We start from the raw sequence: 19,802 nt of genomic DNA, 5'->3' as shown, positions 1-19,802 counted from the left end.
TCTGTCGCTCTCGCAGGACGCGGTGGTTGCGACCACACGACGGACGGGAGGCCCGTGGCAGCCCCGCCACGGGCCTCCCGTCCGTCGTCCGCGCCCGTTCCTTCCCCTGTCGCGCGCGATGGCAGGCGGAATCGGGCGTTCCTGGTCGAAAGGAACGACCCGGTACGCCCGATTCGACCAGGTATGCCGGAACGACCCGCGTCAGACGGTCCGGATCGCGCTCGTCGCGCCGAGGGCCCGGCCGCGCCGCCGCTCGATCGCGCGCCCCACGACCAGCAGCCCGACGCTGACGAGCGCGCCGAGGGTGGTCTGCGCGACGCGGTCGAGCGCGAGCAGCTCCGGCGCCTCGGGCAGGCTGAGCCACGACACGGCGAGGGCGAGCGGGGTCAGGAACAGCAGGCAGACGGCGTAGTTCCGCGCCACGAAGATCTCCGCGAAGAACTGCCCCACGACGGCGATGACGACGATCCACCACGCCGACGGCTCGAGCAGCAGGACCCCGACGGCGATGACGGTGCCGCCGATCGTGCCGATGAAGCGCTGGAACGCCCGGACCACGGTGTGCCGCTGGCGGAGCGCGGGCAGGGTCGACACCACCGCGATGACGGCCCAGTACGGGTGCCCGAGCCACGGGATCGTCGACGCCACCGCTCCGGCGACGAGCGACCCCACGACGTTGAGCGCCACGGTCTCCCACAGCGCAGCCGTGCGGAGGATGCCGAGGTTGCGCTCCTTGCGGGGTGCGAGCGGTCGGAACCGGTGCGGGGCGCGCGGGTGCAGGACCCGCCGCAGGACGGACCCGGACATCGCGACGAGCCACGCCCAGACGACCGAGCAGACGATGATCGTCGCCACGAGGGGGACGTCGGCGGGGCGCAACGGCACGAGTGCGGAGACCACGAACGCGAACACCGGGAAGATCGGCTGCGCGGGGATCGTCCGGAGCGTCGACAGGGTGCAGACCGCGACGACGATCACCACGACGAGCCCCGTCGCCTGCAACCAGAGCGGGGAGCCGACCAGGGCGACGCCGATGCCGGCGAACATGCACAGCGTCTGCAGGGCACCCGCCACGCCGGTGGTCACGGCCCGTTGCCGGTACGGCTCGGTCGCCCCGAAGATCGCGGTGAAACCGGCGAACATCGCGAACGCGGCGTAGCCCGGCATCCCGAGGGCGATGAGCAGTGCCAAGGGGGCGCCACCTGCGATCGCTGCGCGTGCTGCGCCCTCGAGGTTGATCGTCCGGGTCGAGTGCGCAGGTGTCGTCATGTCCCGACCATCTTCCCACCGCGACGGGTGTCGGGGAGTCGCCACGGGCCTCCCGGTCGACCGCCGCACCACGTGACGACCGCGGCCCTCGTTGGTATACCAACCTGGTAGAGTCGGCGGATCGCGCCGCGTCAGCGGTGACCGCAGCGCCGCACCAGCGGCGCCGGACGACGAGAACGAGGGAGTCGAGCTCATGGGTAGGACGCTCGCCGAGAAGGTGTGGGACGACCACGTCGTGGTCAAGGGCGAGGACGGCAAGCCGGACCTCCTCTACATCGACCTCCACCTCGTGCACGAGGTCACGAGTCCGCAGGCGTTCGACGGTCTGCGCCAGGCCGGCCGCCCCGTGCGCCGCCTCGACCTGACGATCGCGACCGAGGACCACAACACCCCGACGCTCGCCATCGACCGGCCCATCGCGGACCCGACGAGCCGCACCCAGATCGAGACCCTGCGCCGCAACTGCGCGGAGTTCGGTGTCCGCCTGCACTCGCTCGGCGACAAGGAGCAGGGCATCGTGCACGTCGTCGGTCCGCAGCTCGGCCTGACGATGCCCGGCATCACCGTCGTCTGTGGCGACTCGCACACCAGCACCCACGGCGCGTTCGGGGCGATGGCGTTCGGCATCGGCACCTCCGAGGTCGAGCACGTCCTGGCCACGCAGACCCTGCCGCTGAAGCCCTTCAAGACGATGGCGATCACGGTCGAGGGAACGCTGCGCCCGGGCGTCACCGCGAAGGACATCATCCTGGCGGTCATCGCGAAGATCGGGACCGGCGGCGGACAGGGCTACGTGCTCGAGTACCGCGGCTCCGCGATCCGCGCGCTCTCGATGGAGGGCCGGATGACCATCTGCAACATGTCGATCGAGGCGGGTGCCCGCGCCGGCATGGTCGCGCCCGACCAGACCACCTACGACTACGTGCAGGGCCGCGACCACGCGCCGACCGGTCAGGACTGGGACGACGCCGTCGCGTACTGGGACACCCTGGCGACCGACGACGACGCAGTCTTCGACGCCGAGGTCTTCATCGACGCCGACGAGCTCGAGCCCTTCGTCACCTGGGGCACGAACCCCGGCCAGGGCGTCTCGCTGTCCGAGCGCGTGCCGGACCCCGCGAGCTACAGCGACCCGAACGACCAGGCCGCGGCGCAGCGGGCGCTGGAGTACATGGACATCGCCGCCGGCACCCCGATGAAGGACATCGCCGTCGACGCGGTGTTCATGGGTTCGTGCACGAACTCGCGGATCGAGGACCTGCGGGCCTTCGCGTCGATCATCGCCGGGCGCGAGAAGGCCCCCGGCGTCCGCGTCATGGTCGTGCCGGGGTCCGCACGCGTGCGGCTCGAGGCCGAGGCCGAGGGGCTCGACGTCGTGATCAAGGAGTTCGGGGCCGAGTGGCGGTTCGCCGGGTGCTCGATGTGCCTCGGCATGAACCCCGACCAGCTCGCGCCGGGGGAGCGCTGCGCCAGCACCTCGAACCGCAACTTCGAGGGGCGCCAGGGCAAGGGCGGCCGCACCCACCTGGTGTCGCCGCTCGTCGCCGCCGCCACCGCGATCCGCGGCACGCTGTCCAGCCCGTGGGACCTGGCGACGGACGACGAGATCGCCGCCGCGACGAGCGCCGCCACGACCAGCACGACCACCGAGGGGACCTTCTGATGGACAAGATCACCACCGTCACCGGCATCGCCGCCCCGCTCAAGCGGTCGAACGTCGACACCGACCAGATCATCCCCGCGGTCTACCTCAAGCGCGTCACGAAGACCGGCTTCGAGGACGCCCTGTTCTCCGGCTGGCGGCAGGACCCCGCGTTCGTGCTGAACCAGCCCGAGTTCCAGGGCGCGAAGGTGCTCGTGGCGGGCCCGGACTTCGGCACCGGTTCGTCGCGTGAGCACGCGGTCTGGGCGCTCCGCGACTTCGGATTCGCGGTCGTCGTCTCACCCCGCTTCGCCGACATCTTCAAGGGCAACGCGGGCAAGCAGGGCCTGGTCACCGCGATCGTGACCGAATCGGAAGTCGAGCGCCTGTGGGCCGCCATCGAGGCGAACCCGGGGATCGAGGCGACGGTCGACCTGGTGGCGCAGCGCGTGTCGCTCGGGGATGTGGACGTCCCCTTCGAGATCGACGCTTACACTCGTTGGCGGTTGATGGAAGGGCTCGACGACATCGGGCTCACCCTCCGTGACGAGACCTCGATCACGGAGTTCGAATCCCGCCGCTCCAGTTGGCGGCCGAAGACATTGCCGGTGAAGTAGTGAACTCTCTCGTACAGGACGCAGCAGCCGCAGGGGCGCGCGTGGGCCTCAAGTCGGACGAGATCGTCATCCGCGGGGGCAAGCCGCTCGTGGGGCGCATCGAGGTCCGTGGGGCGAAGAACCTCGCGACCAAGGCCATGGTGGCGTCGCTGCTCGGTGACACCCCGTCGATCCTCAAGGACGTCCCGGACATCTCCGACGTCAAGGTCGTCCGCGGCCTGCTCGAGGTGCACGGCGTGCGCATCACCGATCCTGCACGAGGCGAACTCATCCTCGACCCGTCCAACGTCGAGTCGGCGCACTTCGCCGAGATCGACGCCCACGCCGGCTCGAGCCGCATCCCGATCCTGTTCTGCGGCCCGCTGCTGCACAAGCTCGGCGAGGCGTTCATCCCCGACCTCGGTGGCTGCCGCATCGGCGACCGCCCGATCGACTTCCACCTCGACGCGCTCCGCGCCATGGGTGCGGTCGTCGACAAGCAGGTCAACGGCATCCACCTGACGGCCCCGGACGGGCTGAAGGGCGCGTCCATCGAGCTGCCGTACCCGAGCGTCGGCGCGACCGAGCAGGTCCTGCTGTCGTCCGTCCTGGCGACCGGCGTCACGGAGCTGCGGAACGCGGCGATCGAGCCCGAGATCATGGACCTCATCGCGATCCTGCAGAAGATGGGCGCGATCGTGTCCGTCGAGCCGAACCGCGTGATCTTCATCGAGGGTGTCGAGTCGCTCCGTGGCTACACGCACCGCGCGATCAACGACCGCAACGAGGCCGCCAGCTGGGCCTCCGCCGCGCTCGCCACCGACGGCGACATCTTCGTCGAGGGGGCGAACCAGCAGGAGCTCATGACGTTCCTCAACGTCTTCCGCAAGGTGGGCGGCGGCTTCGACGTGCAGGAGGACGGCATCCGGTTCTACCGGGAGCGCGACACCCTCAAGCCCGTCGTCATCGAGACCGACGTGCACCCCGGCTTCATGACCGACTGGCAGCAGCCGCTCGTCGTCGCACTGACCCAGGCCGAGGGGCAGAGCATCGTGCACGAGACCGTGTACGAGAACCGCTTCGGCTTCACCGACGCGCTGAACGAGATGGGCGCCGACATCGTCGTCCACAAGGAGGGGCTGCCCGGGCACGACCGCCGTGTCGCCCGCCGCCCGTTCGAGCAGGCCGCCGTCATCACCGGCCCCACCACGCTGCACGCGGCGAACGTCCGGGTCCCCGACCTGCGCGGTGGCTTCAGCCACCTGATCGCGGCGCTGACCGCCGACGGCGAGTCCCACATCACGAACGTCGGCATCATCAGCCGCGGCTACGAGCACTTCATCCCGAAGCTGCGGAAGCTGGGCGCCGACTTCGACTTCGCGGGTTAGTCGCGGTGTCGGTTCCGCAGCCGGGTGACGGTCCGTCGCGTCCGGATGACGGCCCGTCGCGTCCGACCGACGGTCTGGAGGCCCGGGGTGCGTCCGGTACGCAGGTCGCGACCGGCTTGCCGGTGCGTGGACGGCGGTGGAAGCGCGGGGAGCTCAACCCCGCGTTCCGCATCGTGGCCTCGATCGTCATCCCGACGTTCCGGTTCTCGTCGAACTACCACTGGTACGGCCCCAACCGGCTGCCGGCGGACGGTGCGTTCGTGCTCGCGCCGAACCACTTCACGAACATCGACCCGCTGGTCGTCGGCACCGCCGTGTACCTGAGCCGGCGTGCGCCGCGGTTCCTGGCGAAGGCGTCGTTGTTCAAGGTGCCCGTGTTCGGCAAGCTGATGTCCGGCATGGGGCAGATCCCGGTCGAGCGCTCCGGCCGCACCCGGTTGAGCGATCCGCTCGGCGGCGGTCGGTCGCTCATCGAACAGGGTGGGGCGATCATCGTCTACCCCGAGGGCACGCTCACCCGCGACCCCGACCTGTGGCCGATGCGCGGCAAGACCGGTGCCGTCCGCATCGCGCTCGAGAACGACGTGCCGCTGATCCCGATGGCCCACTGGGGCACGCAGGGCATCATGGCGCGGTACTCGAACAAGCTCCGCCTGTTCCCGCGCTCGCGCGTGGACGTCATCGTCGGCGACCCCGTCGACCTGTCCGCCTACCGCGGCCGGCCGATCGACCAGCAGATGCTCGTCGAGGCCACCGAGGTGCTCATGCAGCACATCACCGCCCTGCTCGAGCAGCTCCGCGGGGAGCAGGCCCCGACCACCCGCTGGGACCCGGCGGCGAACAACCAGAAGGAGACCGGCCGGTTTGAGTGACCTCCGCCCGCACGACGATCGTCCCGACCCCGTCGCAGCAGCGCCGGGGGCCTTCGACACCGCCGCGATCCGGGTGGTGATGCAGTCGACCGACAAGCCCCGTGTCGCCGTCATCGGCGCCGGCAGCTGGGGCACCACGTTCGCGAAGGTGCTCGCTGAGGGCGGCGCCTCCACCGTGGTGTGGGCCCGTCGGCCCGAGGTCGCCCGCGAGATCACCGAGACGAAGCGGAACTCCGACTACCTGCCCGGCATCAACCTGCCCCGCACCCTGACCGCGTCGACGTCGCTCGAGCAGGTCCTCGACGGCGCCACCCAGGTGTACGTGTCGGTGCCGTCGCAGACCCTGCGCTCGAACCTCGACGCGATCCGCGAGCTCCTGCCGGCCGGTGTGCCCGTGGTCAGCCTGATGAAGGGCGTCGAGAAGAGCACCGGCCTGCGGATGAGCGAGGTCCTCCTCCAGGGGCTCGGCATCGACCAGGACCGCATCGCCGTGGCGAGCGGGCCGAACCTGGCGCTCGAGATCGCCCGTCGGCAGCCGACCGCCGCCGTGGTGTCGTCGTCGAGCGTGGAGACCGCGACCGCCGTCGCCGCCGTCGCGACCAACCCGTACTTCCGGTCGTTCATCAACACCGACGTCATCGGCACCGAGTTCGGCGGCGTGCTGAAGAACCTCATCGCCGTGGCGATCGGCATCGTCGACGGCGTCGGCTACGGCGAGAACACCAAGGCGTCGATCATCACGCGCGGGCTCGCCGAGATGACCGAGTTCGCGGTGTCGCTCGGCGCGCAGCCGTCGACCCTGTCCGGCCTCGCGGGCCTCGGCGACCTCATCGCCACCTGTCAGTCGCCGCTGTCCCGGAACAACACCGCCGGGCGCCTGCTCGGGCAGGGGTACCGCTTCGACGAGGTCGTCCGGCAGATGAACCAGACCGCCGAGGGCCTGGCGTCCGTCGCGCCGATCCTCGAGCTCGCCGCCGCGAACGGCGTCGACATGCCCATCGTCAGCCAGGTCGGCGAGGTCCTCGCCGGTAGGCTCGATCCGCGCAACATCGCGCCGCACCTCACCGAGACCGACGAGCCGCAGGGCGAGTGACCGGTCCCGCACCGAGTCACGAAGGGACTCCCGTGCCCACGATCCCCGAGGGAACCGACGTTCCCACGACCACCGTCGCCGTCCTGTTCGGCGGACGCTCGAGCGAGCACGAGATCAGCTGCGTGACCGCCGGCGGCATCATGGACGTCGTCGACCGCACCGAGTACGAGATCGTGCCGATCGGCATCACGAAGGACGGCGCGTTCACGCTGCAGTCCGACGACCCCTCGCAGTGGGCGATCCGCGACGGCGCGCTGCCGACCGTTCCCGACAACGGCACGCGCGTGGCGTTCCCGACCTCGCCGGCGACGAACGAACTCGTCGTCTCGCACCCGGACGGCTCGGTCACGACCGTCGCCGTCGACGTGGTGTTCCCGATCCTGCACGGCCCGTTCGGCGAGGACGGCACGATCCAGGGCCTGCTCGAGATCGCCGGTCTGCCGTACGTCGGTGACGGCGTGCTCGCCAGCGCACTGGCGATGGACAAGCACGTCGCGAAGGCCGTCCTCGAGCACGCCGGTCTGCGGGTCGCTCCGTGGACGACGGTGCTCCGCCGTGAGTGGGCGGCCGACCCGGTCGACGTCGCCGAGGCGATCACGGCGCACGGCTGGCCGCTGTTCGTGAAGCCCGCCCGTGCCGGTTCGAGCATGGGCGTCTCGCGCGTCGACGGCCCCGAGGAGCTCGGTGCCGCGATGGACCTGGCGTTCGAGCACGACTCCAAGGTGATCGTCGAACCCCGTGTCATCGGTCGCGAGGTCGAGGTCGCCGTGCTCGAGGGCCGCGACGGCGTGCCGCGCACGAGTCTGCCGGGCGAGATCGTCGTGGCCGAGGACGGCTTCTACGACTTCGCGTCGAAGTACCTCGGTGGCGACGAGTCGCTGCTGTGCCCGGCGCCGCTCACCGAGGCGCAGACCGACGAGATCCGGTCGATCGGTGCCCGCGCGTTCGAGGCCATCGGCGGTTCGGGGCTGGCCCGTGTCGACTGCTTCCTGACCGACGACGGCTTCGTCGTCAACGAGGTCAACACCATGCCCGGGTTCACCCCGCTGTCGATGTACCCGCGCTGCTGGGCGGCGTCGGGCGTGTCCTACGGCGAGCTGGTCACCGAGCTCATCGAGCTGGGGCGGGCCGCCGTCCGCTGACCGTCGGCGGGCGTCAGCCCTGCACGTCGGACGGGTCGAGGCACCGGGTTGGTCGGCGCTGCGCCGGCCTTCGGCTCAGCCCTGCACGTCGGACGGGTCCAGGCACTTGTGGCCGTCCTCCGGCAGCGTCGAAACCGCGGTCGCGAGGTCCTGCAGCACCGCGCTGCCGGTCTTCGACGTGTCGACGACCACCTGCACGGCGGGGGACCGTCCGAACGTCGTGTAGACGATCTGCTTCCCGCGGTCGTCGCGGATCCAGTCGACCGAGCCGAGCGTGAAGCAGGGCAGGTCGGACACCGTCGGCACGGCCACGCCGCAGTGGTACAGCGCGGCCTCGGGGTCGCCCCAGGCAGCGGTGGACTGCGCGTTGGTGTTCCGCAGGTCGTAGGTGGAGTCGACGGTCGCCGGCAACCGCACCTGCGCCGCCGCGCAGGCTGCTGCGTTCGCGGACGGTGCCGCGCGCATGCCGACGGCGTTCGTGCACCCGGTCAGCCCGGCGGCGAGGGCGATCACGACCCCCGCGATCGCGAGGGTGCGAGGGGTGCGGCGCGCGGTGTCCATCGCGGTCCAGGCTACCGTTCTCGTGTGGACGCGACGTACGACGCCTGGGCCGGACCGACCGTGGGGGAGCTCGGTGAACTGGCCGTCCTCGACCGCATCACGAGCCGACTGCCGACCGGGTCGCCGCTCCTGGGGCCCGGCGACGACTGCGCGGTCGTGGCCGCTCCGGACGGCCGGTTCGTCGTGACGACGGACATGATGGTGCACGGCCCGGACTTCCGGTGGGCGTGGTCCTCGCCCGAGGACGTCGGTTGGAAGGCCGCCGCGACGAACCTCTCCGACGTCGCGGCGATGGGTGCGGCGCCGAGCGGTCTCGTGATCGCCCTCGCGGCGCCCCAGGAGACCCCGGTGGCGGTGCTCGAGGGCATCGCGGACGGCTTCCGCCTCGCGGTCGACGCCCTCGCACCCGGCTGCGGCGTGGTCGGCGGCGACCTGTCCACCTCGGCGACGTTCACGGTGGCGGTGACGGCGTTCGGCGACCTCGGCGGTCGCGCTCCGGTGCTCCGGTCGGGCGCCCGTGTGGGCGACGTCGTGGCGGTGTCCGGTGAGCTCGGTCGCGCCGCTCGCGGTCTCGCGCGGCTCTTCCGCGACGGCGTCGACCACCAGGGTGAGCCGGACCGTGCCGCGACGGTGGCGAGTGGTGCGGACGCCGATCCCGACGTCGACCGTCAGCGCCGTCCGGTGCCGCCGATCGCGGACGGACCCCGTGCCGCTGTGGCCGGGGCGACCGCGATGCTCGACCTGTCCGACGGCCTGGCGATCGACGCCGGGCGGCTCGCCCGAGCCAGCAGGGTGACCCTGTTGCTCGAGGTCGACCTCGACGAGGTCGCACTGCACGGCGGCGAGGACCACGGCCTGCTCGCGACCTTCCCCGCCGACGCTGCGCTGCCGGGTGGCTTCCGCCGCATCGGGGTCGTGCGGGAGCGCGGCGACGCCGACCTGCTCCGCGCCGGGTCCCAGGTGCCGACGACCGGTTGGGACCCCTACGCCGACTGGGACGGCGCCGCCGGCTGACTCGCCCGGCTCGGTTGTCGACCCGGAACGACAGGATCGTCGTCGTGCGACGTCGATGGTGTCGTTCCGAGTCGTCTGCGCAGCTCAGCCGGCGGGGGTCACTGCCTCCCACGCCACGGTCTCGCCGTAGCTGCGCTTGCTGAAGGGCTCGAGCCCCGCGGGCCACGTCGGCTCGGGGGAGCGCTTGCTCCGCTCGACGACCACCACGGCACCGGCGGTCAACCGCGGCACCAGGGTCTCGAGCACCTCGGCGATCTCGTGTTCGGTCACGTCGTACGGCGGGTCGATGAAGACCAGGTCGAACGTGCGCACCGTCCCGCGCAGGTACCCGAGCACGGGCTGCGGCTGCACGTCGATCCGCACCCCGGGGATCCGCTGCTGCACGGCCTTCGCGTTCGCCCGGCACGCCTGCGCCGCCGCCGACGCGCGGTCGACCAGCACGACCTCGACCGCACCGCGCGACGCCGCCTCGAGCCCGAGGGCACCGGTACCGGCGTAGAGGTCCGCGACGGACGTGTCGTCGACGAGCCCACGGGCCTCGAGCGACGAGAACAGCGCCTCGCGCACCCGGTCGCTCGTCGGCCGGGTGCCGGACTTCGGCACCCGGAGCGTCGTGTTGCCGGCGGCGCCGGCGATGATGCGGGTCATGCAGCCACCGTATCGGCCGGTGGCGCTGTCCACAGGCCGGACGGGAGGCACGTGGCACGTCGGTCGTGCCCGGTACCGTGGTGTCCGTGGTCACCACCGGAACCCCCGCTGCGCCGGCCGCGCCCGACCTCGGTCCGGCGCCCCTCGACGCGCGGCTCGCGAACGTGCTCGGTGGTCGGACCGCGTCCGCGATCGAGAAGGCCTTCGGCCACCGCACGGTGGGTGAGTTCCTCGAGCACGCACCCCGTCGCTACGCCGAGCGCGGGGCCCTGACGGCGCTCGACTCGCTGGCGATCGGCGAGCCGGTCACGATCGTCGCCGAGGTGGTCGACGTCCGCGAACGCACGATGCGTGCCCGGCGCGGATCGATCCTCGAAGCCAAGATCGGGGACGGCAAGGGGCTGCTCACCCTGACGTTCTTCAACCAGGGCTGGCGCACGAAGGACCTCGTGCCCGGTGCCCGCGGCATCTTCTCCGGCAAGGTCAGCGACTACCGCGGTGCCCGCCAGCTCGCCCACCCGGACTACGAGCTCTTCGACCCCGACGACCCCCGCGCCATGGCCGACCCCGGCTCGGACGAGGCGATCCGGTGGTCGCGCCAGCCGATCCCGATCTACCCGGCGACGGCGTCCCTCACCTCGTGGCAGATCGCGAAGTCGATGGGCATCGTCCTCGACACCCTGCCGGACCTGCCCGACCCGGTGCCGCCCTCGGCGCGCAGCCGGCTCGACCTCGTCCCGTTCCGCCGGGCGCTCGAGCTGCTCCACCGCCCCGAGAAGGTCGCCGACTTCAAGCGCGCGCAGGACGCCCTGCGCTACCGCGAGGCGTTCGTGCTGCAGACCGCCCTGGTGCAGCGCCGGATCCGCGCCCGACGCACCGCGGCGACCCCGCGGGTGGCGGCTCCCGGCGGCATCCTCGAGCGCTTCGACGCCACCCTGCCGTTCACCCTGACCGACGACCAGCGCGCCGTCGGTGCCGAGATCGACACCGACATCGCCCGCACGTGGCCGATGCACCGCCTGGTGCAGGGCGAGGTCGGTTCCGGCAAGACCCTCGTGGCCATCCGCGCGATGCTCACGGTGGCCGAGTCCGGTGGGCAGTCCGCCCTCATCGCCCCGACCGAGGTCCTGGCCGCGCAGCACCTCCGGTCCATCGTGAAGTTCCTCGGACCGGACCTCGCGGCCGAACTCCGTCCGGTGATCCTGACCGGGTCACAGTCCACCGACGAACGCCGGCGGGCACTGCTCGCCGCCGCATCGGGCAGTTCGCGCCTCGTGGTCGGCACCCACGCGTTGCTCGGCGACCGCGTCGACTTCGCCGAGCTCGGGCTCGTGGTGGTCGACGAGCAGCACCGCTTCGGCGTCGAGCAGCGCGAAGCGCTCCGGACCAAGGGCGCCACCCCGCCGCACGTCCTGGTGCTCACCGCCACCCCGATCCCACGCACCGTCGCGATGACGGTGTTCGGCGACCTCGACGTCTCGACGATCACGGGGCTGCCCTCGGGCCGGGCCGGCGTCGAGACCTTCACGGTCCCGCTCGCGGAGCACCCCGGGTGGGAGTCCCGCATCTGGTCGCGGATGGCCGAGGAACTCGACAAGGGACGCCAGGCCTTCGTGGTCTGCCCCGCCATCGACGACGCCCACGCCGAGGACGACGGCGAACCCGCGCCCGCCGAGTCCGAGGACGACGCCCCGAAGCGCGCACCGGCGACCGTGCTCGCCACCGCCGAGCGGATGCGCACGATGCCCGTGCTCGACGGCCGGCGGATCGCGGTGCTGCACGGCCGGATGACGGCGGAGGAGAAGGACCGCGTGATGACGTCCTTCGCTGCCGGCGACCTGGACGTCCTCGTCGCGACGACCGTCATCGAGGTCGGTGTCGACGTGCCGAACGCCGCGATGATGGCCGTGCTCGACGCCGATCGCTTCGGCGTCTCCCAGCTGCACCAGCTGCGCGGCCGCATCGGCCGTGGGCAGTGGGCGGGCGTCTGCCTGCTCGTCACCACCGCCGAGCTCGAGACGACCTCCCGCGAGCGCGTCGACGCGGTGTCCGCGTCCGACGACGGCTTCGAGCTGGCACGGGTCGACCTCGAGCTGCGGCGCGAGGGCGATGTGCTCGGCGAGCGACAGTCCGGTGGGCGGTCCTCGCTCAACCTGCTCCGGGTGGTCGAGCACGCCGACCTCATCGTGGACGCCCGGGGCGAAGCCGAACGGGTCCTCGAGCCCGATCCCGAGCTCGAGGGGTCCCCGGCCCTGCGCGAGGCCCTGGCGCGGCGTCTCGACGAGTCCGACGCGGCGTTCCTCGGCAAGAACTGACCCGGGCCCGGACGCCCCGGCCCGGACCGGTATCGTCGCTGCCATGGCACAGATCGCGGTGGTCCCCGGTTCCTTCGACCCCGTCACGCTCGGGCACCTCGACGTCATCGGCCGCGCTGCCGGGCTGTTCGACGAGGTGCACGTGCTCGTGGTGCACAACCCGGACAAGAAGCCCGCGATGTTCGAGGCGGTCGACCGCGTCCGCCTCATCGAGGAGTCCCTGGTCGAGGTCGGCACGCCGGGCACCGTCCGTGTCGGGGAGTGGACCTCCGGGCTCCTCGTCGACTACTGCCGGCAGGTCGGGGCGAAGGTGCTCGTCAAGGGCGTGCGGTCCGGCGAGGACGTCGCGTACGAGACCCCGATGGCCATCATGAACCGGCACCTCGCCGACGTCGAGACCGTGTTCCTGCTGCCCGACGCCTCGCGCTCCCACGTGTCGAGTTCGCTCATCCGCCAGGTCTCGTCGCTCGGCGGCGACGTCACCCCCTACGTCCCGAAGGCCGTGGCCACGGCCCTCGCCGCTCGCTGAGCCGAGCCGGAACCGCCGGAGCTGCGCGCCGAGCCGGATGCACGGTCGTCCGACGCGCGGACACACCCCCACCCGCCTCGACTCTCGGCCCCGTTCACGCTAGGGTTGACGATCGTGTCTTCCCACGTGAACAGCCCCTACGCCCTGCGCGTGCGCGACCTGGCGCACCGTCCGGGCGAGATGCGCGAGCACTCGCTCGACATCGTGGTGCCGGACGCGCTGGGTGCTGGTGTCATCGCGGTGCGCGAAGGTGCTCCGCTGCACATCGACCTGCGGCTCGAGGGCCTGCACGAGGGTGTCCTCGTGTCCGGTCACGCTTCGGCCGACGCGACGGGGGAGTGCTCGCGCTGCCTCATCGACATCAGCGAGCCCGTCGAGGTCGATTTCGCCGAGCTGTTCGCGTATGATGCCTCGGAGGATTTCGACTTCTTCGTTCGTGATGACCACGTGGACTGCGAACAGGTCGTTCGAGATGCGGTGGTGCTGGCGCTGCCGTTCCAGCCGGTCTGCCGACCGGACTGCCCAGGCCTCGACCCGGTGACGGGCGAGCGACTGGCCGACCTCGATGAGCAGCCCGTTCACGAGACCCTGGACCCGCGCTGGGCAGCCCTGACCGGCATCCAGCTCGAAGCAGCCGAGCGTGCCGCCCACGGCGACACCACCGACACGAAGACCACCGAGGGCGAGGAGCGGGCCGAGGCCGAGTAGGCCCCGACACCGCCAGCCCCCGTTCCGACCACCGACCAACCGAAAGAGATTCACCATGGCCGTTCCCAAGCGCAAGCAGTCCCGTGCGAACACGCACGCCCGTCGTTCGCAGTGGAAGGCCACGCCGATCCAGCTCGTCAAGACGATCGAGAACGGTCAGGTCACCTACAGCCTCCCGCACCGCGCGAAGGTCGTCGAGGACTCGGCCGGCACCCCCCTGTACATGGAGTACAAGGGCCGCAAGGTCGCCGACGTCTGATCGGACCGAACGCATGACGACGACGTCCGGCGCCACGGGGTCCCGCCCCGTGGGGCCGGACGTCGTTCGTCTGCAGGACCAACTCGGGGTCGACATCGACCTCGAGCTGCTCCAGCTCGCCCTGACCCACCGCTCGTACGCCTACGAGCACGGGGGCATCAAGCACAACGAGCGCCTCGAGTTCCTCGGCGACTCGATCCTCGGCCAGGCCGTGACCGTGAAGCTCTACCGGTCCTTCCCCGACCTCGACGAGGGTGACCTCGCGAAGCGTCGCGCCAGCCTCGTGTCGACGGTCGCGCTGGCCGAGATCGCCCGCATGATCGGGCTCGGCCAGTACCTGCGCCTCGGCAAGGGCGAGGAGCAGACCGGTGGCCGCGACAAGTCGTCGATCCTCGCCGACACCGTCGAGGCCGTCATCGGCGCCACCTACCTGTCCGCGGGCCCCGACCCGGCGACCGACCTGGTGCTCCGACTGGTCGAACCGCTGATGATCGACCCGGACCGCTTCGGCGCCGCCATGGACCCGAAGACGAGCCTGCAGGAGCTCGCGTCGAGCCTGTCGCTCGGCAACCCGGCGTACCGCGTCACCGAGACCGGCCCGGACCACGACAAGACCTTCAGCGCGACCGTCGTCCTGCAGGGCGAGGACATCGCCGTCGGGACCGGATCGAGCAAGAAGGCCGCGGAGATGTCCGCGGCGCTCGACGCCTGGACCCGGCTGTCCGGCCGAGCGGCCTGACGACGTGCCCGAACTCCCCGAGGTCGAGGTCGTCCGCGCCGGCCTCGAACCCGCGGTCAGTGGCGCGCGGGTGCTGCACGTCGACGTCGTGGACGAGCGGGCGCTCACGCGGCACGACGGCCCGGCCGAGGACTTCGCCGACCGCCTGACCGGCCGCACCATCGCCGCCGCGGTCCGTCGGGGCAAGTTCCTCTGGATGCCGTTGCAGCCGGAGCACGAGGGCGACCGGCCGGAGGCACTCGTCGCCCACCTCGGCATGAGCGGCCAGATCCTGCTCGGCCGTGGTCGACCGGCGGCGAAGCACCGACGGATCCGCATCGACGTGCAACCCGTCGGCACCGACCGCGACGGCACCGCCGAGCCCGCGGTGGAGCTCGAGTTCGTCGACCAGCGCACGTTCGGCTCGATGGCGATCGACGCGATGGTGCCGACGGTGGACGGCGCCCCGGCCGGGTTCGCCGGACACGTCGACGCGTCCGACCCCGATGCGGTGTGGCGCCGGAGCGTGCCGCAGCAGGTGTCGCACATCGCCCGCGACCCGCTCGACCCCGCGTTCGACGACGACCGTTTCACCGCCATCGCCCGGAAGCGCTCGAGCGGCATCAAGCGGGTCCTGCTCGACCAGGGCGTCGTGAGCGGCATCGGGAACATCTACGCCGACGAGTCCCTCTGGGCCGCGAAGCTGCACTACGACCGGTCGGCCGAGCGGTTGACCCGTGCCGACCTCGCACGCCTGCTGCACGAGGTGCGCAGTGTCCTCCGGCGCGCGCTCGAGGACGGCGGGACGAGCTTCGACGCCCAGTACGTCAACGTCAACGGGCAGTCCGGGTACTTCTCGCAGCGGCTGAACGTGTACGGCCAGCAGGGGAAGCCCTGCCCCCGCTGCGGCACGACGATCGTGCGCGAGGCCTTCATGAACCGGTCGAGCCACATCTGCCCCGTGTGCCAACCGCGCCCCCGTGCCCGGACGCGTTAGCCTGACGCCCAGCAGCACAGCCCAGCAGCGGCGCCGCCGCAGCACGCGTGAGCACACCCGGAGACCGCATGTACTTGAAGAGCCTGACCATCAAGGGGTTCAAGTCCTTCGCGCAGCCGACGACGTTCGCGTTCGAGCCGGGCGTCACGTGCATCGTCGGCCCGAACGGATCCGGCAAGTCCAACGTCGTCGACGCCCTGGCCTGGGTGATGGGGGAGCAGGGGGCGAAGACCCTGCGCGGCGGCAAGATGGAGGACGTCATCTTCGCGGGGACCTCGACCCGTGGTCCGCTCGGTCGCGCCCAGGTGCTGCTGACGATCGACAACAGCGACGGCCTGCTGCCGATCGAGTACTCCGAGGTGACGATCGCCCGCACGCTGTTCCGCAACGGCGGCAGTGAGTACGCCATCAACGGCGAGAACTGCCGACTGCTCGACGTGCAGGAGCTGCTGAGCGACACGGGCCTCGGCCGCGAGATGCACGTGATCGTCGGGCAGGGGCAGCTCGACAAGGTCCTGCACGCCACCCCGGAGGACCGCCGGGGCTTCATCGAGGAAGCCGCCGGCATCCTGAAGCACCGTCGCCGCAAGGAGAAGACCCTCCGCAAGCTCGACGCGATGCAGACGAACCTGACCCGCCTGTCCGACCTCGCCGGTGAGATCCGCCGCCAGCTGAAGCCGCTCGGACGCCAGGCCGAGGTCGCCCGCAAGGCGCAGTCCGTCGCCGCCGTCGCGCGGGACGCCAAGGCCCGCATCCTCGCCGACGACGTGGTCCGGCTGCGCCGCGAACTGCACGACCACCAGGAGGTCGAGGCGGGGCGCAAGTCCGAGCGCATCGTCCTGACCGAACGGCTCGACCAGACCCGGGTCCGCCAGCAGCACGTCGAGCAGAGCATGGTCGGCGACGACGTCGACCGCGCCCGGACGGTGGTGCACCGCCTGGAGAGCGTGCAGGAGCGGCTGCGCGGGCTGTCCAGCCTCGCGAACCAACGGCTGATGTTCCTCGCGCAGCAGGCCGACGCCCCGCAGCAGGGACCCTCGATCACCCCGGAGCGGGTGGCGGGTGTCCGCGCCGAGGCCGACCGGCTCGCTGCCCGCGCCGACCAGATGCAGGGCGGCTCCGCCGAGACCGCCCGCGCGGTGCAGGACGCCCGTGACGCGCTCGACGCCCTCGACGAACGCATCGCCGCGCAGGCCGCACGCGTGTCGCAGCACGACCTCGAGGCGCAGCGACTCGCGAACGCCGTCGACGTCGCCCGGTCGAAGCGCGGATCCACGGTGGCGGACCGCGAGCGTCGACAGCGAGCCCTCGCCGAGGCCGGCGACCGCGCCGAGCGTGCGACCGCAGCCCTCGCCGAGCTCGGCACCGATCCGTCCGAGGGCGTCGACGACGAAGCCCTCGCCACCACGCTCCAGGCGGCTCGTGAGCAGCTGGAGGCCGCGCAGGCAGTCCGCGACGAGCAGCGCGACCGCCTGCACGCCCTCGAGCGGGAGCGGGACGCCCTCGACGCCCGGGTCGCGGCGCTCGGCATGTCGATCGACGTCCGCGACGGTTCCCAGGCGCTCATCGACGCCGGACGCGCGGGCATCGTCGGTCGTCTCGCAGATGCGCTGACGGTGACGCCCGGGTTCGAGGGCGCCGTCGCGATCGCCCTCGACGGCCTCGCCGACGCCGTCCTCGCCGACGACCGGACCGTCGCGCTCGACGCGGTCGCGCACGCCAGGTCCGCGGACATCGGCCGCATCGACGTCGTCGTCGCGGACGCCCAGGACGGCCCCACCGACCTGCCGGAGCACTTGCCCGCGGGCGTCCGTCGAGCGGTCGACGTCGTGCAGGGCCCGCCCGCCCTCGCCGCGATCCTGCGGAACACCTTGATCGCGGACACCGCCGAGCGCGCCGACGAGGACCACGACGAGCGCGCGGACACGGTCGACCTGGAGGCCGTGCTCACCGCCGCCCCGCAGGCGACGGTGGTCACCCGGTCCGGTGACCTCGTCCGCGCCGTCCGCGTCACCGGCGGCGGGGAGCGCGTGACCTCGCGGATCGAGCTCGTCGCGGAGCGCGACGACGCCGTGACGCGACGCGACGCCATCGCGACGGACGCCGAGGACGCAGCCACGGGCCTCCAGGCCGCACGCACCGCCGTCGAGGACGCACGCCGCCGCGCGGACGAGGCCGACGCGGCGTCCCGCGCGCACGCCAAGGCGACGGCCGAGTACGACCGGGCCAGCGCCTCGACGCGGGCGAAGGCCGAGAACGCGGCGGCCGAGCTGGAGCGCCTGCGTGCCGCCCTCGCCGAGACCGACGGTGCGGTCGAGGCCGTCGACGCCGCCCTGGCGGAGGCCGAGGCGGCGCACCGGGCGTTCACCGAGCAGGAACGGCCCGTCGTCGACGCCTCCGAGCGTCCGGGGCTGCAGGACGCGCTCGAGGCCGCACGCGCCGCCGAGGTCGAGCAGCGCATCCAGGTGCAGACCGTGCGCGAGCGCGTCCGCGCCGAACGACACCGTGCCGACCAGCTCGAACGCCAGCTCGAGGCCGAGCGTGCGGCGGCGGAGGAGGCAGCTCGTCGTGCGGTCATCCGTCGCGGGCAGATCGAGACCGCCGAAGCCGTGCTCGCCGACCTGCCGGGTGTGCTCGGTGCCGTCGACCGTTCCCTGGCCGAGGCGCGCGTGCAGCTCGCGACCGAGGAGTCCGAGCGGTCCAAGCGCAACACCGAGCTGCAGGCGATCCGGAACGAGGAGCGCGAACTCCGCGACCGGTTGCAGACCATCACCGACGGCGTGCACTCGCTCGAGATGGAGATCTACGAGAAGAAGCTGCACGTGTCGGGTGTCCTCGACCGCGCCCTGAGCGACCTCGGGCTGACCGAGGCCGTGCTCGTCGCCGAGTACGGGCCGACCGTGCCGGTGCCGGTCGACGTGCTGGTGGACCCGCGGGTCCTCGCACGGAAGCACCGCGACGCCGAGCGCGCAGCGGCTGCTGCAGCGTCCGAGCAGCCCCTCGACGCACCCGGAGAGGACGTCGACGTCGATGCCGACGCCGACCTCGACACCAGCCCCGGGGACGACACCGTCGCGCTCGTCGACGCCGAATCGACGTTGCCCGGCGGCCCCGCCCTGCCCGAGTTCGACGTCACCGACGAGGTCGACCCCGACGACGTCGAGACCGTGCCCTACGTCCGCGCCGAGCAGGAGCGCCGCCTGCAGGCCGCCGAGCGCGACCTCGGCCGGCTCGGCAAGGTGAACCCGCTCGCCCTCGAGGAGTTCCAGGCCCTGGAGCAGCGGCACGCCTTCCTCGCCGAGCAGCTCGAGGACCTGCAGAAGACCCGCACCGACCTGATGACGATCATCGACGAGCTCGACACGAAGATGCAGACGATCTTCGAGTCGGCCTTCAACGACACGAAGGACGCCTTCGACGTCATCTTCCCGATCCTGTTCCCGGGCGGCTCGGGCTCCATCAACCTGACCGACCCGACCGACCTGCTCGGCACCGGGATCGAAGTGCAGGTGAAGCCCGCCGGCAAGAAGATCGATCGACTGACCCTGCTGTCGGGCGGCGAGCGGTCCCTGGCTGCGGTGGCGCTGCTCGTCGCGATCTTCACCGCGCGGCCGTCGCCGTTCTACATCATGGACGAGGTCGAGGCCGCCCTCGACGACGCGAACCTCGGTCGGCTGCTGACGGTGTTCGAGCGGCTCCGCGAGTCGTCGCAGCTCATCGTCATCACGCACCAGAAGCGCACGATGGAGATCGCGGACGCCCTGTACGGGGTGTCGATGCGGCAGGACGGCGTGTCCGCCGTCGTCGGCCAGCGGGTGCAGAAGCGCGAGCCCGCCGACGCGGTCGCGGTCGCGTAGCCGCGCTGGTCGCAGTCGCGCGCCGCGAAAGCGACAGATCTCCGCCAACAGTTCGCGGCAATCTGTCGCTTTCATGGAGAGGATCGTGGGTCCGCGACGAGATCTGTCGCTTTCGCGGCTCTGGTCGCGACCACGGACGGACGGGAGGCACGGTGCCAGCTGGCACCGTGCCTCCCGTCCGTGTTGCCGCCCGT

The 19,802-nt window shown here is 71.8% G+C and carries 17 protein-coding genes; 14 read left to right on the top strand and 3 right to left on the bottom strand.

All coding sequences use genetic code 11. The features are described 5' to 3' along the window. Positions 1-201: 201 nt before the first annotated feature. A complete protein-coding gene (locus ACGH48_RS12020; RefSeq protein ID WP_340196907.1) occupies positions 202-1,269 on the bottom strand; it encodes an FUSC family protein in 1,068 nt (355 codons plus the stop codon). Positions 1,270-1,462: 193 nt separating this feature from the next. Here ACGH48_RS12020 and leuC point away from each other — a divergent pair, with 193 nt between their 5' ends. The 6 genes from leuC to ACGH48_RS11990 all read left to right on the top strand — a co-directional run bounded on the left by leuC (position 1,463) and on the right by ACGH48_RS11990 (position 8,002). After that, positions 1,463-2,932 carry a 3-isopropylmalate dehydratase large subunit gene (leuC, locus tag ACGH48_RS12015; protein ID WP_340196906.1) on the top strand — a complete coding sequence of 490 codons (1,470 nt, stop codon included), beginning with the start codon at positions 1,463-1,465 and terminating at the stop codon, positions 2,930-2,932. Then, on the top strand, positions 2,932-3,528 hold the full coding sequence (gene leuD / locus ACGH48_RS12010) for a 3-isopropylmalate dehydratase small subunit (protein WP_123312268.1): 597 nt from the start codon (positions 2,932-2,934) through the stop codon (positions 3,526-3,528). The genes leuC and leuD overlap by 1 nt, the downstream gene beginning before the upstream one ends. Then, complete coding sequence (murA, locus tag ACGH48_RS12005) at positions 3,528-4,895, top strand: UDP-N-acetylglucosamine 1-carboxyvinyltransferase (protein ID WP_123312269.1); 1,368 nt, start codon at positions 3,528-3,530, stop codon at positions 4,893-4,895. Before leuD ends, murA begins: the two co-directional genes overlap by 1 nt. Positions 4,896-4,900: 5 nt before the next feature. Beyond that, positions 4,901-5,767 (top strand): lysophospholipid acyltransferase family protein, encoded by an 867-nt coding sequence (locus ACGH48_RS12000; protein ID WP_396288775.1) that lies wholly within the window; start codon positions 4,901-4,903, stop codon positions 5,765-5,767. A 79-nt stretch (positions 5,768-5,846) separates the two neighbouring features. Beyond that, positions 5,847-6,860 (top strand): NAD(P)H-dependent glycerol-3-phosphate dehydrogenase, encoded by a 1,014-nt coding sequence (locus tag ACGH48_RS11995; protein ID WP_111086095.1) that lies wholly within the window; start codon positions 5,847-5,849, stop codon positions 6,858-6,860. Positions 6,861-6,892: 32 nt separating this feature from the next. Next, the gene (locus tag ACGH48_RS11990; RefSeq protein WP_396288774.1) at positions 6,893-8,002 is read left to right on the top strand and encodes a D-alanine--D-alanine ligase family protein; all 1,110 of its coding nucleotides are present in this window, start codon (positions 6,893-6,895) and stop codon (positions 8,000-8,002) included. A gap of 75 nt (positions 8,003-8,077) precedes the next feature. Here ACGH48_RS11990 and ACGH48_RS11985 read toward each other — a convergent pair whose 3' ends face one another. Further along, on the bottom strand, positions 8,078-8,563 hold the full coding sequence (locus tag ACGH48_RS11985) for a DUF3515 family protein (RefSeq protein ID WP_340196903.1): 486 nt from the start codon (positions 8,561-8,563) through the stop codon (positions 8,078-8,080). 24 nt (positions 8,564-8,587) lie between these two features. On the opposite strand from ACGH48_RS11985, the gene thiL reads away from it, so the two are divergent. After that, the gene (gene thiL, locus ACGH48_RS11980; protein ID WP_396288773.1) at positions 8,588-9,577 is read left to right on the top strand and encodes a thiamine-phosphate kinase; all 990 of its coding nucleotides are present in this window, start codon (positions 8,588-8,590) and stop codon (positions 9,575-9,577) included. A gap of 84 nt (positions 9,578-9,661) precedes the next feature. Here the strand turns inward: thiL and ACGH48_RS11975 are convergent, their stop codons facing one another. Further along, positions 9,662-10,225, bottom strand: coding sequence for an RsmD family RNA methyltransferase (locus tag ACGH48_RS11975; protein WP_123313067.1), 564 nt, complete (start codon positions 10,223-10,225; stop codon positions 9,662-9,664). A gap of 86 nt (positions 10,226-10,311) precedes the next feature. On the opposite strand from ACGH48_RS11975, the gene ACGH48_RS11970 reads away from it, so the two are divergent. The 7 genes from ACGH48_RS11970 (at position 10,312) to ACGH48_RS11940 (ending at position 19,608) form a co-directional block, all read left to right on the top strand. Beyond that, positions 10,312-12,540 (top strand): ATP-dependent DNA helicase RecG, encoded by a 2,229-nt coding sequence (locus ACGH48_RS11970; protein ID WP_396288772.1) that lies wholly within the window; start codon positions 10,312-10,314, stop codon positions 12,538-12,540. A gap of 43 nt (positions 12,541-12,583) precedes the next feature. Then, entirely contained in the window at positions 12,584-13,069 is a 486-nt protein-coding gene (gene coaD, locus ACGH48_RS11965) for a pantetheine-phosphate adenylyltransferase (protein ID WP_123312272.1), read from the top strand. 126 nt (positions 13,070-13,195) lie between these two features. After that, a complete protein-coding gene (locus ACGH48_RS11960; RefSeq protein ID WP_123312273.1) occupies positions 13,196-13,777 on the top strand; it encodes a DUF177 domain-containing protein in 582 nt (193 codons plus the stop codon). 55 nt (positions 13,778-13,832) lie between these two features. After that, entirely contained in the window at positions 13,833-14,036 is a 204-nt protein-coding gene (rpmF, locus tag ACGH48_RS11955; protein WP_017888273.1) for a 50S ribosomal protein L32, read from the top strand. Between the two features lie 13 nt (positions 14,037-14,049). Beyond that, positions 14,050-14,775 (top strand): ribonuclease III, encoded by a 726-nt coding sequence (rnc, locus tag ACGH48_RS11950; RefSeq protein WP_396288771.1) that lies wholly within the window; start codon positions 14,050-14,052, stop codon positions 14,773-14,775. Positions 14,776-14,779: 4 nt separating this feature from the next. Beyond that, the gene (gene mutM, locus ACGH48_RS11945) at positions 14,780-15,751 is read left to right on the top strand and encodes a bifunctional DNA-formamidopyrimidine glycosylase/DNA-(apurinic or apyrimidinic site) lyase (protein WP_123312274.1); all 972 of its coding nucleotides are present in this window, start codon (positions 14,780-14,782) and stop codon (positions 15,749-15,751) included. A gap of 68 nt (positions 15,752-15,819) precedes the next feature. Beyond that, positions 15,820-19,608: an AAA family ATPase gene (locus ACGH48_RS11940; protein ID WP_396288770.1), complete on the top strand. Its 3,789-nt coding sequence runs from the start codon at positions 15,820-15,822 to the stop codon at positions 19,606-19,608. Positions 19,609-19,802 lie beyond the last annotated feature (194 nt).

This window comes from Curtobacterium pomorum (assembly GCF_044497295.1).
In the GTDB taxonomy this organism is placed as follows: Bacteria; Actinomycetota; Actinomycetes; order Actinomycetales; family Microbacteriaceae; genus Curtobacterium.
This window is presented reverse-complemented; position numbering and strand designations above follow the sequence as displayed.